12 protein-coding genes are annotated in these 14068 nt (G+C 60.5%); 6 read left to right on the top strand and 6 right to left on the bottom strand.

Annotated features, from left to right (window positions below):
• Positions 1 to 190 precede the first annotated feature (190 nt).
• Positions 191 to 2368 (bottom strand): malate synthase G, encoded by a 2178-nt coding sequence (locus tag CKW19_RS24000; protein WP_095060398.1) that lies wholly within the window; start codon positions 2366 to 2368, stop codon positions 191 to 193.
• A 546-nt stretch (positions 2369 to 2914) separates the two neighbouring features.
• Between CKW19_RS24000 and CKW19_RS23995 the strand changes: the two genes are divergently transcribed.
• Positions 2915 to 3433 carry a glycine cleavage system protein R gene (locus CKW19_RS23995; protein WP_095060396.1) on the top strand — a complete coding sequence of 173 codons (519 nt, stop codon included), beginning with the start codon at positions 2915 to 2917 and terminating at the stop codon, positions 3431 to 3433.
• A gap of 215 nt (positions 3434 to 3648) precedes the next feature.
• Here CKW19_RS23995 and rarD read toward each other — a convergent pair whose 3' ends face one another.
• From rarD to CKW19_RS23970, 5 genes are all read right to left on the bottom strand, one after another.
• A complete protein-coding gene (gene rarD / locus CKW19_RS23990) occupies positions 3649 to 4536 on the bottom strand; it encodes an EamA family transporter RarD (RefSeq protein WP_095060394.1) in 888 nt (295 codons plus the stop codon).
• Positions 4537 to 4688: 152 nt separating this feature from the next.
• A complete protein-coding gene (locus tag CKW19_RS23985) occupies positions 4689 to 5663 on the bottom strand; it encodes a serine/threonine protein kinase (RefSeq protein WP_095060392.1) in 975 nt (324 codons plus the stop codon).
• 178 nt (positions 5664 to 5841) lie between these two features.
• A complete protein-coding gene (locus CKW19_RS23980; protein WP_095060390.1) occupies positions 5842 to 7743 on the bottom strand; it encodes a PhoX family phosphatase in 1902 nt (633 codons plus the stop codon).
• A 65-nt stretch (positions 7744 to 7808) separates the two neighbouring features.
• Positions 7809 to 8573 carry a TOBE domain-containing protein gene (locus CKW19_RS23975; protein WP_095060388.1) on the bottom strand — a complete coding sequence of 255 codons (765 nt, stop codon included), beginning with the start codon at positions 8571 to 8573 and terminating at the stop codon, positions 7809 to 7811.
• A gap of 63 nt (positions 8574 to 8636) precedes the next feature.
• Positions 8637 to 9377 carry a ComF family protein gene (locus CKW19_RS23970; RefSeq protein ID WP_095060386.1) on the bottom strand — a complete coding sequence of 247 codons (741 nt, stop codon included), beginning with the start codon at positions 9375 to 9377 and terminating at the stop codon, positions 8637 to 8639.
• Positions 9378 to 9468: 91 nt separating this feature from the next.
• Here CKW19_RS23970 and bioB point away from each other — a divergent pair, with 91 nt between their 5' ends.
• The 5 genes from bioB (at position 9469) to bioD (ending at position 14061) form a co-directional block, all read left to right on the top strand.
• Positions 9469 to 10524 (top strand): biotin synthase BioB, encoded by a 1056-nt coding sequence (gene bioB, locus CKW19_RS23965; protein WP_095060384.1) that lies wholly within the window; start codon positions 9469 to 9471, stop codon positions 10522 to 10524.
• Between the two features lie 152 nt (positions 10525 to 10676).
• A complete protein-coding gene (gene bioF, locus CKW19_RS23960; RefSeq protein WP_095060382.1) occupies positions 10677 to 11855 on the top strand; it encodes an 8-amino-7-oxononanoate synthase in 1179 nt (392 codons plus the stop codon).
• Positions 11848 to 12579 carry an alpha/beta fold hydrolase gene (locus tag CKW19_RS23955; protein ID WP_095060381.1) on the top strand — a complete coding sequence of 244 codons (732 nt, stop codon included), beginning with the start codon at positions 11848 to 11850 and terminating at the stop codon, positions 12577 to 12579. The genes bioF and CKW19_RS23955 overlap by 8 nt, the downstream gene beginning before the upstream one ends.
• A complete protein-coding gene (gene bioC, locus CKW19_RS23950) occupies positions 12572 to 13384 on the top strand; it encodes a malonyl-ACP O-methyltransferase BioC (protein WP_095060380.1) in 813 nt (270 codons plus the stop codon). Before CKW19_RS23955 ends, bioC begins: the two co-directional genes overlap by 8 nt.
• Positions 13381 to 14061 (top strand): dethiobiotin synthase, encoded by a 681-nt coding sequence (gene bioD / locus CKW19_RS23945; RefSeq protein ID WP_095060379.1) that lies wholly within the window; start codon positions 13381 to 13383, stop codon positions 14059 to 14061. Before bioC ends, bioD begins: the two co-directional genes overlap by 4 nt.
• Positions 14062 to 14068: the final 7 nt, after the last annotated feature.

Here is a 14068-nt window from a genome sequence, read left to right as displayed (position 1 = left end):
TCGACCTGATCGACCACCGACAATTTAAAAGCCAGCGTGTAATCGCGCTGACTGCGCCTTTTCCCCGAATCCATTGCTCCCTCCTGAAAATAGGTCAGAAGGTGTAAACCTTATTCAGGACGGGACATGAACCAAAAAAAAGCCCTGATCTTTCGATCAGGGCTTTTTCATGTCCGGCGCAATCGCTTGGTTACAAGCCGTTGGCAGCCTTGAACTCGCGACGACGACGGTGCAGGACCGGCTCGGTGTAGCCGTTCGGTTGCTTCGTGCCTTCGACCACCAGTTCGACCGCCGCCTGGAAGGCGATGTTGCTGTCGAAGTTGGGGGCCAGCGGACGGTACAGCGCATCACCGGCGTTCTGACGGTCAACCACCGGCGCCATGCGCTTGAGGCTTTCCATCACTTGCGCTTCGGTGACGATGCCGTGACGCAGCCAGTTGGCGATGTGCTGGCTGGAAATACGCAGCGTCGCACGATCTTCCATCAGGCCGACGTCGTTGATGTCCGGCACTTTCGAACAGCCGACGCCCTGGTCGATCCAGCGCACCACATAACCGAGAATGCCCTGGCTGTTGTTGTCCAGTTCGTTCTGGATCTGTTCGGCGGTCCACTGCGGGTTCACCGCCAGCGGGATGCTCAGGATGTCGTCCACCGAGGCGTGAGCACGCTTGGCCAGTTCGGCTTGACGGGCGAACACGTCAACCTTGTGGTAGTGCAGCGCGTGCAGGGCAGCGGCGGTTGGCGACGGGACCCAGGCGGTGTTGGCGCCGGCCATCGGGTGGGCGATTTTCTGTTCGAGCATCGCGGCCATCAGGTCCGGCATGGCCCACATGCCTTTACCGATTTGTGCGCGACCTTGCAGGCCGGTGCTCAAGCCGATATCGACGTTGGAGTTCTCGTAGGCGCCGATCCATTTTTCCGCCTTCATGTCCGCCTTGCGAACCATCGGGCCGGCTTCCATGGAGGTGTGGATTTCGTCGCCCGTGCGGTCGAGGAAACCGGTGTTGATGAACACCACGCGCTCGCTCGCCGCCTTGATGCAGGCCTTGAGGTTGATCGTGGTACGACGCTCCTCGTCCATGATCCCGACTTTGAGGGTGTTGCGCGGCAAGCCCAGCACGTCTTCGATGCGCCCGAACAGCTCGTTGGTGAACGCCGCTTCTTCAGGACCGTGCATCTTCGGCTTCACAATGTAGATGGAGCCGGTGCGGGTGTTTTTGCGCGAGGTGTTGCCGTTCAGGTTGTGCATCGATGCCAGGCACGTGACCAGGCCATCGAGAATACCTTCAGGCACTTCGTTGCCGTCTTTGTCGAGGATCGCGTCGATGGTCATCAGGTGACCGACGTTGCGCACGAACAACAGCGAGCGGCCATGCAGGCTCAGTTCGCTGCCATCGACGCCGGTGTAGGTGCGATCGGCGTTCATGGTGCGGGTAAAGATCTGACCGCCCTTGGCGACTTCTTCCGACAGGTCGCCCTTCATCAGGCCGAGCCAGTTGCGGTAGATCACCACTTTGTCATCGGCATCGACGGCGGCGACGGAGTCTTCGCAGTCCATGATGGTGGTCAGCGCGGCTTCCATCAGGATGTCTTTGACGCCGGCCGCGTCGGTCTGGCCGACCGGGGTGCTGGCGTCGACCTGGATTTCGAAGTGCAGGCCGTTGTTTTTCAGCAGGATCGCGGTCGGTGCCGCCGGATCGCCCTGGAAACCGATCAACTGAGCGTCGTTGCGCAGGCCGGTGTTGCTGCCACCCTTAAGGGCGACCACCAGTTTGCCGTCGATGATTTTGTAAGCGGTGGAATCGACGTGGGAACCGGCCGCCAATGGCGCCGCTTCGTCGAGGAAGGCGCGAGCGAAGGCGATGACCTTGTCGCCGCGAACCTTGTTGTAGCCTTTGCCTTTTACCGCGCCGTCAGCTTCGCTGATGGCATCGGTGCCGTAGAGCGCGTCATACAGCGAACCCCAGCGGGCGTTCGAGGCATTGAGGGCAAAACGGGCATTCATTACCGGCACCACGAGTTGCGGGCCGGCCATGCGGGCGATTTCGTCATCGACGTTTTGCGTCGTTGCCTGGAAATCGGCCGCTTCTGGCAGCAGATAACCGATGTCTTGCAGGAAGGCTTTATAGGCCACGGCGTCATGCGCCTGACCGGCACGGGATTGGTGCCAGCCATCGATACGAGCCTGGAAATCATCGCGTTTGGCGAGTAGGGCTTTGTTCTTCGGCGCCAGGTCATGAATGACCTTGTCGGCACCGGCCCAGAATTGATCGGCGGTGAGGCCGGTTCCGGGAATGGCTTCGTTGTTCACGAAGTCGAACAGGACTTTGGCGACCTGCAGGCCACCGACTTGAACGTGTTCAGTCATTGCTTGCCTCACTCTGCTCAGCTATTTCGCTTTTCAGCTCTTCAATTTAACAATGAAGCCTTGGGCCATTTAAACCACAAACCCGTCTACCAGTACATGCCATTTAGGGGCGGCTGGGTTGGGACCAATCAACGGCTTGGGGCCTTGCTGACAGGGCTTTCAGGGTCGCGAACGTGCCTGCGGCAGACATCGATCCAACGTTATGTAGTGCGCGCTGCGGCATACTACATGATGAATTGCGGTTGTGAAAATTAGACTATTTACGTCGTTCTGCGACCCCATGACGCATTGCAGTCATCGCGGGGTGCGTGATGTTCTCAAAAAACCAATGGATTGTTCCAGTTAAATATCAAAAGTTGTACACGATTTGTTTTCCGCAGCAGATCGGCGGTGGACTGGATCGCTGGCAAGCCAGCTCCTACAGGGCCTTTTGCAATCCTTGTAGGAGCTGGCTTGCCAGCGATGGCGTCAGCCCATTCAGCACAGGAACAACCCTTGCCTATACTTGGTTTTCTATAACAAAAGTCATGACCAGAGGGCTGCGCCATGGACCACCTCGTACTCACCGTAATCGCACCGGACAAGCCAGGGCAGGTCGAGCGCATTGCCCAATGCATTGCCGAGCACGGCGGCAATTGGCTGGAAAGTCGCATGTCGCGCATGGCCGGGCAGTTCGCCGGGATTCTTCGGATCGGCGTGCCGGCCGAGGCCTACGATGAATTGGTCGATGCCCTGCAAGGTTTGTCGACCTTGGGCATTCGCGTGCTGATCGCCGAAAGCGGCATCGAGCAATCGTGCACCTGGAAACCGATCGCCATGGAACTGGTGGGCAATGATCGTCCGGGAATCGTGCGCGACATCACGCGGTTGCTGAGCGAGCAGGGGGTCAACCTGGAACAGCTGACAACGGAAGTGCGTCCGGCTCCAATGAGCAGCGAGCCGCTGTTTCACGCTGAAGCGATCCTTGCCGTACCGCTGACGCTGTCGCTGGACGTGCTGCAGTCGCGCCTGGAAACCCTGGCCGACGACCTGATGGTCGAACTGGTACTGCGCAGCGAACCTTGATCAGGTTATCCAAGTTAATCGTGCACCTGCCTGTGGATAACCTGTAGAGACAGCCCGCCAGCCCACGCTGGCCGGGCTTCTTCAGGACCTGATCAAAAAACCAGCAGTTTCAGCGACTTGCGCACAATCGGCGGGGATCACGCTGTGGATAACCTTGGGAAGGATCGATGCAGGCCACGGGGGACGAGGCCTGTAGAGGTTTGTATGTTTTTTGATCAGCTGCGTCGGCGCAAACTGACCCACGCATCGATGCTGTAAACCGCCAGACCGGCCCAAATAAAGATGAACGCGACCAGCGTGCTGGACGACAGCTGTTCGCCAAACAGCAGCACCGCTTGCAGCAGTACCAACGTCGGCGCCAGGTACTGGAGAAATCCCAGTGTGGTGTAGGGCAAATGCCGGGCAGCGGCGTTGAAACAGACCAGCGGCACCAGCGTGACCGGTCCTGCGGCGACCAGCCACCAGGCTTCGGACGTGGTCCAGAATTCGGCCTGTGCGCTGCTAGCGGTTGGATTGAACAGCAACCAGGCCACGGCAATCGGTACCAGCATCCAGGTTTCCACCACCAGCCCCGGCAAGGCCTTGACCGGCGCCTGCTTGCGAATCAACCCGTAGAAACCGAAGGTCAGTGCCAGCACCAGCGACACCCAAGGCAGACTGCCGACCTGCCACACCTGTTGCGCCACGCCGACCGCCGCCAGACCCACCGCAACCCACTGCATGCGCCGCAGCCGTTCACCGAGGATCAGCATGCCGAGCAACACGTTCACCAGCGGATTGATGTAGTAGCCGAGGCTGGCTTCCAGCATGCGGCCGTTGTTCACCGACCACACGTAAGTCAGCCAGTTGGCCGCGATCAGGGTGCCGCTGAGGGCTAGGATCGCCAGCCGGCGCGGATTCTCGCGCAGTTCACGCCACCAGCCGGGATGCTTCCAGACCATCAGCAACAGGGCACCGAACAGCGCCGACCACAACACGCGGTGAATGATGATCTCCACGGCGGGCACACTGGCGATGGCTTTGAAGTAGAGCGGGAAAAGTCCCCAGATGATGTAGGCACTGAGGCCCAGAATGTACCCGCGACGCGGGTTGGCGGCTTGCATGCAGAATCCTTGCTTAGGCAGCTAACAAAGAAACCGATTGTATAGATGTGTCACGACTTTTGTAGGAGCCGGCTTGCTGGCGATTCGTACGACGCGGTGTATCAGGTAAACCGCGTCTTGGTTCATCGCCAGTAAGCCGGCTCCTACAAGGGTTAGAACAGCTTCAGTGGCTCTTCGCTGAGCGCAGCACATTGCTCGCGCAACGCCAACACCTGATCGCCCCAATACCGCTCGGTGCCGAACCACGGAAAGCTGTGCGGAAACGCCGGGTCATCCCAGCGCCGGGCGAGCCAGGCGCTGTAATGCATCAGGCGCAAGGCGCGCAATGGTTCGATCAAAGCCAGTTCACGCGGATTAAAGTCGTGGAACTCGTTATAGCCGTCCATCAACTCCGACAGCTGCCCCATGCATTCGTGGCGATCGCCGGCCAGCATCATCCAGATGTCCTGGACCGCCGGGCCCATGCGGCAGTCGTCGAGATCGACGATGTGGAACATTTCGTCGCGGCACATCATGTTGCCGGGGTGGCAGTCGCCGTGCATGCGGATGTTCTGATGCGGCGTGTTGCTGTAGGCATCTTCCACACGCTTGAGCAGATCACGGGCCACCGATTCGTAGGCCGGCAATAGGCTGCGGGGGACGAAATTACCTTCGAGCAATGTCGTGAGTGAATCGTGGCCGAAGTTTTTCACGGCCAAGGCTTCACGGTGATCGAACGGTTTGGTCGAGCCGACGGCATGCAAGCGACCGAGCAACTGGCCCAGGCGATACAGTTGATCGAGGTTGCCCGGCTCCGGCGCACGACCGCCACGACGCGGAAACAGGGTGAAACGGAAGCCGTTGTGTTCGTGCAGGGTTTCACCGTTGTGGATCATCGGCGCGACCACCGGAACATCGCACTCGGCGAGTTCGGCGGTGAACTGGTGTTCTTCCAGAATGGCTTCGTTGGTCCAGCGCTGAGGCCGGTAAAATTTGGCGATCAGCGGCTCGGCGTCTTCGATACCGACTTGATAGACGCGGTTCTCGTAGCTGTTGAGCGCCAGAATGCGCGCGTCGCTGAGGAAGCCAATGCTTTCGACGGCATCGAGCACGAGGTCTGGCGTAAGGGTTTCAAACGGGTGGGCCATGCTGACTCCTGCGCGCAGCAGGCTGCTGCGTCCGGCCAGGCATGGTAGCGCAGACGGGCGCTCTTTAGGGGCAGGGTTGCGAGATGTGTTGTTTGGGCTGACGCTATCGCGAGCAAGCTCGCTCCTACAGGTTATGCACATGCCCTGTAGGAGCTGGCTTGCCAGCGATGATGGGCTGTCAGGCGCCGACGATCCCGCCATCTTCGCGGGAAATGGCCATCACCGAAGACCGTGGCTTGCCATTGGGCTGATGCTCGGGGAAGGTCGAACCGCCGTTCTCGCCCGGATGCTGAATCCCGACAAACAGGGTTTTCTGGTCCGGCGAAAAACTGATTCCCGTCACTTCACAGCCCACCGGCCCGACCATGAAACGGCGAATCTCGCCGGTCACCGGGTCAGCACAGAGCATCTGATTATTGCCCATGCCGGCAAAGTCACCGGCGTTGCTCGAATCGCCATCGGTGAGAATCCACAAGCGTCCCGCCTTGTCGAAACCCAGACCATCCGGGCTGTTGAACATGTTCTGCGGCGTGATATTCGAAGAGCCAGCCTTCGGCGTGCCGGCGTGGATTCCCGGATTGCCTGCAACGACAAACAGATCCCAGGCAAAACTCTTCGAGCCGTGATCGTCGCGGTCGGTACGCCAGCGCAGGATCTGCCCGTAGACGTTCTTCTCGCGCGGGTTCGGCCCGCCCGCCGGCTGGCCGTCTTCGCCGCGTTTGGCGTTGTTGGTCAGCGTGCAGTAAACCTGGCCGTCGTTGGGACTGACGACGATCCACTCCGGACGGTCCATGCGCGTGGCCTTGACCACGCTGGCAGCCAGCCGCGCATGGATCAACACTTCAGCCTGATCGGCAAACCCGCTGCTGGCGTCGATGCCGTTTTTGCCGTGGGTCAGTTCGATCCATTCGCCCTGGCCCTTCGGGTGATCGGTGTTGCCGTCGCCCGCGTCGAAACGCGCGACATACAGCGTGCCGTGATCGAGCAGGTCGTGGTTGGCCTTGGGGTTCTTGTGATTGATCTTGTCGCGGCTGACGAATTTGTAGATGAACTCGCCGCGCTCATCGTCGCCCATGTACACCACGGCATGGCCCTCCGCAGTTTCGGCGAGGGCGGCATTTTCATGCTTGAAGCGGCCGAGCGCCGTGCGTTTCACCGGGGTCGACTTTGGATCGAACGGATCGATTTCCACGACCCAGCCATGGCGGTTCAATTCGTTGGGATTCTTCGCCATGTCGAAGCGCTCGTCGTGCGGGTGCCAGTTGATCTCTTTACTGGTGGCCACCACGCCGTAGCGTTTCTGCGCCGCGTCGAATTTTTGCTCGGCGTTGCTGCTGCCGAAGCAGTCGGTGAAGTTTTCTTCGCAGGTCAGATAAGTGCCCCACGGCGTCTTGCCGTTGGCGCAGTTCTGGAAGGTGCCGAGAACGTGCTTGCCCTGAGGGTCGGCGCTGGTTTTCAGCAGGGCGTGACCGGCGGCAGGACCGCTCACGGTAATAGGCGCGTTACCGTGAATGCGACGGTTGTAGTGCGAGCCCTGGACGAACTGCCACTGGCCGTTCTTGCGCTGCACTTCGATCACCGACACACCTTCGCAGGCCAGAGCCTTGCGCACGTCTTCCGCCGATTGCGGCATGCCGCCGTGGGGGTAGAGGTAGCGGTAGTTGGTGTATTCGTTGTTGATCGCCATCAGCGCCCGGTCGTTCTCACCCGGAAACTCGAACAGGCTCATGCCGTCGTTGTTGTCCCCGAACTGGAGTTCCTGCTGCTCGGCGCTGCCGTTGCCGCTCGGGTCGAACGCCGGTCCGTTTTTGTGCAGGGGTTGGCCCCAACTGATCAGCACCGAAGACTTGTAGCCTGGCGGCAGGGTAATTGCGTCGCTGGTCGCAGCGGCAATGCTGTCGAAACCCAGCAGTTGGCTGTTGCCGGCGCTGACACTGGCGGCCATCACGCTGCGGCTCAGCAGGTTGCCACCCAAAAACATGGCAGCACCACAAAGGGCGCCCGCGCTGATAAAGCCGCGACGGCTGAGGCCGACCATTTTTTCGAGGTCGGTGGATTGGTTTTCTTCTAATAGGCTCACATCAGGCTCCCTGCGGTTTTGCAGACACCTTAAAGAAGCGTGATGAAGGTTTTGTTGCAGATTGCTTAAAGCGGAGTACCCAGCAGTACATTGGACGGAGAAAACTCGATGCGCACGGATTTGCCGATTGCCAACCCCAACGTTTGTAGATGTGCGGGTTCGGCCAGGGCGCACAGCGTCAAACCGTTGGGCAGGGTGATGCGCACTTCGCTGGGGCCGTCGTCGGCGTCGAGAATCTTCTCGATGATGCCGGTCAGGCAATTGTTCCCGGGCGTTGCCTGGGAATCGACATCCAGCACGTCCAGCCAGCCAGCCTTGATCAAGGCCACGACTTCGGTGCCGATTTGCAGTTCCAGGCGTTGGGTGCTGTCGTGGGTGATTTGCGCCTCGATGATCACGTCTTTGCACACTTCGAGACGGATCAAGTCGTTGCGTCCTTGAGACCGGATCGCTGCAACCTTGCCGTGCAATTGGTTGCGAGCACTGGTTCGCAGCATCAAACGCCCGAGCAGATCAAGATCGCCTGCCTCTTCCGTGGCTTCCAGCACCTGGGCCTGCAGCGCTTGCAGCTTTTGATACAGGCGCAACACGCGCTCGCCCTCGCTGGACAGCCTGGCACCGCCACCGCCCTTGCCGCCGACAACCCGTTCTACCAGCGGTGTTTGCGCCAGGTTGTTCAGCTCATCGATGGCGTCCCAGGCGGCCTTGTAGCTGAGCCCCGCGCTTTTCGCGGCGCGGGTGATCGAGCCCTGTTCGGCGACATGCAGCAACAACGCGATGCGCTGCGGTCGGCGGACAATGTGCTGAGACAACAAGGTAGGCAGGGACATGGCAAGTCGCTTTGGGTTCTGACGATGGCCCAGACGTTGGCGGCTTGGCGTGCTGGCGTCAAGTCAGGACGTCTCGCCAGGTTTTGGCGTTCGGGCCAGGCAGTAAACGTCCACACGGGCGGCTCCGGCTTCCATCAGCAGACGGGCCAGGGCCTGGGCCGTGGCACCAGTGGTCAATACATCATCGACCAGGGCCAGATGTTGTCCTTTCACGACGGCATCGGGCGCCATCGCGAACGCATTGCGCAGGTTTTTCCGGCGCGCGTCGGCGTTCAGTGCCTGTTGCGCGTCGGTATCCTGAGTGCGCAATAACAACCGTTCGTCGACGGGAATGTCGAGGCTGGTTCCAAGCCAGCGGGCCAGCATCGCCGCCTGATTGAAGCCCCTTTTACGCAGGCGTCGGTTGGCCAAAGGAACGGGTATCAGCGCGTCGGGGCGATCCAGATCGTCGGTGAAGCGATGTTGCAGCGATTGACTGACAAGTTCGGCGAGCAGGCGTCCAAACGGCCACTTGGCGTTGTGCTTGAAGCGCGTAATCAGGCTGTCGATCGGAAAGCTGTAGGTCCACGGTGCAATGACCCGTTCAAAGGCCGGAGTCTGCTGCAGACATTGGCCGCAGGTCAGGCCCGCAGCGGGCAAAGGCAGGGCGCAGGTCAGGCAATGATCGCCGAGCCAGGGCAGTTCGGTTTCGCAGGCCATGCAGATGGGTGTGATGTCTTCGGCGGGCTCGTTGCAAAGCAAGCACCGCTGTTTGTTTTTTAACCAGATGTAAACCTGTCCTGAGTATCGTGGTTGACAGCGCATCGCTCTTCCTTAAATATGCCGAACATCCGTGTTGCGCCTGTGGGTATTCCATTCCCCAGCCGCTTGCCCAGCATAAATGAAGGAAACGCCCATGAGCGCCAGCACCACTGCAACCCTGCGTCATGACTGGTCTTTGGCCGAAGTCAAAGCACTCTTCGTACAGCCATTCAACGACCTGTTGTTCCAGGCGCAGACGGTGCACCGCGCGCATTTCGACGCCAACCGCGTCCAGGTATCGACCCTGTTGTCGATCAAAACGGGCGCCTGCCCGGAAGATTGCAAATATTGTCCGCAGTCCGGTCACTACAACACCGGCCTGGAAAAAGAAAAACTGATGGAAGTGCAGAAGGTCCTCGAAGAGGCCGCTCGCGCCAAGGCCATCGGTTCGACCCGTTTCTGCATGGGCGCGGCGTGGAAGCATCCGTCGGCCAAAGACATGCCTTACGTATTGAAGATGGTCGAAGGCGTGAAAGCACTGGGTCTGGAAACCTGCATGACCCTCGGTCGCCTGGATCAGGACCAGACCGAGGCGCTGGCCAAGGCCGGCCTCGACTACTACAACCACAACCTCGACACCTCGCCTGAGTTCTACGGCAGCATCATCACCACCCGCACCTACAGCGAGCGCCTGCAAACCCTGGCCTATGTGCGTGAGTCAGGGATGAAGATCTGTTCCGGCGGTATTCTGGGCATGGGCGAATCCCTCGACGACCGCGCCAACCTGCTGATCCAGCTGGCCAACCTGCCGGAGCATCCGGAGTCGGTGCCGATCAACATGCTGGTGAAGGTTGCCGGTACACCGTTGGAAAATGCCGACGACGTCGATCCGTTCGACTTTATCCGCATGCTCGCGGTCGCTCGCATCCTGATGCCGCAATCCCACGTGCGCCTGTCCGCCGGCCGCGAAGCCATGAACGAACAGATGCAGGCCCTGGCGTTCTTCGCCGGCGCCAACTCGATTTTCTACGGCGAGAAACTGCTGACCACCGCCAACCCGCAGGCCGACAAGGACATGCAACTGTTCTCGCGTCTGGGTATCTTGCCGGAAGCTCGCGAAGAGCACGCCGATGAAGTTCACCAGGCTGCCATCGAGCAAGCACTGGTGGAGCAGAAGAGCAGCGAGCAGTTCTATAACGCGGCGGTTTGAAGCCTTCCATCGACTCCTCTGATTGGAATGCGAAACCCTTGTAGGAGCTGGCTTGCCAGCGATAGCGGTCTGTCAGCTGATGGGTACCTCATCGCTGGCAAGCCAGCTCCTACAGGTTCGGTGTCTATCTTGATTGTTTGTCCGAGGCCTGCATGTCTTTCGATCTCGCCGCACGCCTTGCTGCCCGTCGTGCCGAAAACCTCTATCGCCAACGCCCACTGCTCGAAAGCCCCCAGGGGCCGCAAGTGGTGGTCGATGGCCAGCCGTTGCTGGCGTTCTGTAACAACGACTACCTGGGCCTGGCCAATCACCCGCAAGTGATCGAAGCCTGGCGAGAAGGCGCGTCGAAATGGGGCGTCGGTGGCGGGGCGTCGCACTTGGTCATCGGCCACAGCGGCCCGCATCACGCGTTGGAAGAAGCCCTGGCGGACCTCACCGGTCGCCCGCGGGCCTTGTTGTTCACCACCGGCTACATGGCCAACCTCGGTGCAGTCACCGCATTGGTCGGGCAGGGCGATACGGTGCTGGAAGACCGGCTCAACCATGCGTCGCTGCTCGATGCGGGCCTGTTGTCCGGGGCGCGGTTCAATCGTTACTTACACAACGACGCCGTGAGCCTGGCCAAGCGCCTCGAGAAAGCCACCGGCAATACGCTGGTGGTCACCGACGGCGTGTTCAGCATGGACGGCGACATCGCCGACTTGCCGGCGCTGGCGCGGGAAGCCAAGGCCAAAGGCGCGTGGCTGATGGTCGATGACGCCCACGGTTTCGGGCCCTTGGGTGCGAACGGCGGCGGCATCGTCGAACATTTCGGTTTGAGCCAGGAAGACGTGCCGGTACTGGTCGGCACTCTCGGTAAAGCGTTCGGCACGGCCGGGGCTTTTGTCGCCGGCAGTGAAGAATTGATCGAGAGCCTGATCCAGTTCGCCCGCCCGTACATCTACACCACCAGCCAACCGCCAGCCCTGGCCTGCGCCACGCTGAAAAGCCTGGAACTGCTGCGCAGCGAGCACTGGCGCCGCGAGCATTTGCAGACGTTGATCCGCCAGTTCCGCCACGGCGCCGAGCAAATCGGCCTGGAACTCATGGACAGTTTCACGCCCATTCAACCGATCATGATCGGTGACGCCGGGCGTGCGGTGCGTCTGTCGCAGATGTTGCGCGAGCGCGGACTGATGGTGACCGCGATCCGTCCGCCAACCGTGCCCGCCGGCAGCGCCCGACTGCGCGTGACCCTGACCGCCGCCCATACCGAGGCGCAGGTACAGCTATTGTTAGAAGGATTGGCCGATTGTTTTCAACAACTGGGACCGGAGCCGAACCATGCGTGATCGTCTGATTCTGCTGCCAGGCTGGGGTCTTGGTGTTTCGCCGCTCGAACCTTTGGCGGCGGCGTTGCAGGGGCTGGATGAACACCTGCGGGTCGAGATCGAACCGTTGCCGGAGCTGGCGTCGAGTGATCTCGAAGAATGGCTCGACGATCTCGATTCGACGCTGCCGCAGGACGCCTGGCTGGGTGGCTGGTCCTTGGGTGGCATGCTCGCTTCGGAATTGGCGGCGCGTCGCGGTGATCGTTGCTGCGGATTGCTGACGCTGGCGAGTAATCCTTCTTTTGTCGCCCATGAACAGTGGCCGAGCGCGATGCCAGGTGAAACCTTCGACGCGTTCCTGGCCGGCTGTGCTGCTGATTCACGCATGACCTTGAAACGTTTTTCGCTGCTTTGCGCCCAAGGCGCCGAAGACCCACGCGGGTTGTCGCGGTTGTTGGTCGGTGGTGCGCCGCATACGGCTGGCCCCGTGTTGATGAGCGGCCTGGAGTTGCTTGCTCAACTGGACACCCGCCAAGCCTTGCAGGCGTTCCGTGGCCCGCAACTGCACTTGTTCGCCGGCCTCGACGCACTGGTTCCGGCCGAAGCCACCGCAGAGTTGCTGGCATTGCTGCCGGATGTCGAAATCGGTCTGATTGAACAGGCCAGCCACGCGTTTCTTCTGGAAGACCCCCACGGTGTGGCGGGGGCGATCCAGGCTTTTTTGCATGAGTCCGGCGATGACTGATTTGTCTCTTCCCAACGCACCCGACGGTCTGCCTGACAAGCGCCAGGTGGCGGCTTCGTTTTCCCGTGCGGCGTCGAGCTATGACAGCGTGGCCGAACTGCAACGTGACGTGGGCAGCCAATTGCTGAGCCGCCTGCCGGCAGATTTTATGCCGCAACGCTGGCTGGACCTGGGCTGTGGCACCGGGCATTTCAGCCGTGCGCTGGGTGAACGTTTTGCCGGTACTCACGGTGTGGCGCTGGACATCGCCGAGGGCATGCTCAACCACGCCCGGCCCTTGGGTGGCGCCACGCACTTCATCGCCGGTGATGCCGAGCGCTTGCCATTGCAGGACTCGACCTGCGATCTGATCTTCTCCAGCCTGGCGGTGCAGTGGTGTGCAGACTTCGGTTCGGTACTCAGCGAAGCCCATCGGGTACTGAAACCGGGCGGAATTTTCGCGTTTGCTAGTCTATGCGTAGGGACGTTGATTGAGCTGCGTGACAGTTGGCGTGAGGTCGACGGTATGGTGCACGTCAATCGCTTCCGTGAGTTCGGTGTTTATCAACAGCTGTGTGCGGACAGCGGTTTGCAGGTGGTCAGCCTGCAAACCCGTCCACATGTGTTGCACTACCCGGATGTTCGCAGCCTGACCCATGAGCTCAAGGCCTTGGGCGCACACAACCTTAATCCCGGTCGGCCGGGCGGCTTGACTGGCCGGGCGCGGATTCTGGGTTTGATCGAGGCTTATGAGCAGTTTCGTCAGGCCGAAGGTTTGCCGGCGACTTATCAAGTGGTGTACGCCGTTCTGGAGAAACCCTTATGAGCGCAGCCTATTTCATCGCTGGCACAGACACGGATGTCGGCAAAACCACCGTCGCGGCGGGGTTGCTGCACGCTGCGCGGTCGGCGGGTTTGAGCACGGCGGCGGGCAAGCCGGTTGCCTCCGGTTGCGCCGTCACGCCCAAGGGTTTGCGCAACGCGGATGCGTTGGCGCTGTTGGCGGAATGTTCGTTGCCGTTGACGTATGCACAGGTCAATCCGGTGGCGTTCGAACCGGCGATTGCCCCGCATCTTGCGGCGCGTGAAGCAGGTGTGGCGCTGACAGTGCAGTCGTTGTTGACGCCGATGCGGCAGATCCTTGAGATGCAGGCCGACTTCACGTTGATTGAAGGTGCCGGAGGCTGGCGCGTGCCGTTGGCGGATCAGGATAATCTTTCTGATTTGGCGAAAGCCTTGGGCCTGCCGGTGATTCTGGTGGTCGGCGTGCGCTTGGGCTGCATCAGTCATGCCTTGCTGACGGCTGAGGCCATTGCTCGTGATGGTTTGCAACTGGCGGGATGGGTGGCGAATATCATTGATCCGAAAACTTCACGGCTTGAAGAAAACCTGGCGACCCTCGCCGAACGCCTGCCAGCGCCATGCCTGGGGCGGGTACCGAAACTCAAGTCAGTGACGGCGGAAGCCGTGGCAGAACATCTTCAACTGGATTTGCTCGACTAGTTTTGCC

It is taken from the genome of Pseudomonas sp. Irchel s3f7, from assembly GCF_900187615.1.
Taxonomy (GTDB): Bacteria; Pseudomonadota; Gammaproteobacteria; order Pseudomonadales; family Pseudomonadaceae; genus Aquipseudomonas.
This window is presented reverse-complemented; position numbering and strand designations above follow the sequence as displayed.

Coding starts and splice junctions, on each gene's coding strand:
- CKW19_RS24000 (WP_095060398.1), bottom strand. CDS start 2,368: ATGACTGAACACGTTCAAGTCGGTGGCCTGCAGGTCGCCAAAGTCCTG.
- CKW19_RS23995 (WP_095060396.1), top strand. CDS start 2,915: ATGGACCACCTCGTACTCACCGTAATCGCACCGGACAAGCCAGGGCAG.
- rarD (WP_095060394.1), bottom strand. CDS start 4,536: ATGCAAGCCGCCAACCCGCGTCGCGGGTACATTCTGGGCCTCAGTGCC.
- CKW19_RS23985 (WP_095060392.1), bottom strand. CDS start 5,663: ATGGCCCACCCGTTTGAAACCCTTACGCCAGACCTCGTGCTCGATGCC.
- CKW19_RS23975 (WP_095060388.1), bottom strand. CDS start 8,573: ATGTCCCTGCCTACCTTGTTGTCTCAGCACATTGTCCGCCGACCGCAG.
- CKW19_RS23970 (WP_095060386.1), bottom strand. CDS start 9,377: ATGCGCTGTCAACCACGATACTCAGGACAGGTTTACATCTGGTTAAAA.
- bioB (WP_095060384.1), top strand. CDS start 9,469: ATGAGCGCCAGCACCACTGCAACCCTGCGTCATGACTGGTCTTTGGCC.
- bioF (WP_095060382.1), top strand. CDS start 10,677: ATGTCTTTCGATCTCGCCGCACGCCTTGCTGCCCGTCGTGCCGAAAAC.
- CKW19_RS23955 (WP_095060381.1), top strand. CDS start 11,848: ATGCGTGATCGTCTGATTCTGCTGCCAGGCTGGGGTCTTGGTGTTTCG.
- bioC (WP_095060380.1), top strand. CDS start 12,572: ATGACTGATTTGTCTCTTCCCAACGCACCCGACGGTCTGCCTGACAAG.
- bioD (WP_095060379.1), top strand. CDS start 13,381: ATGAGCGCAGCCTATTTCATCGCTGGCACAGACACGGATGTCGGCAAA.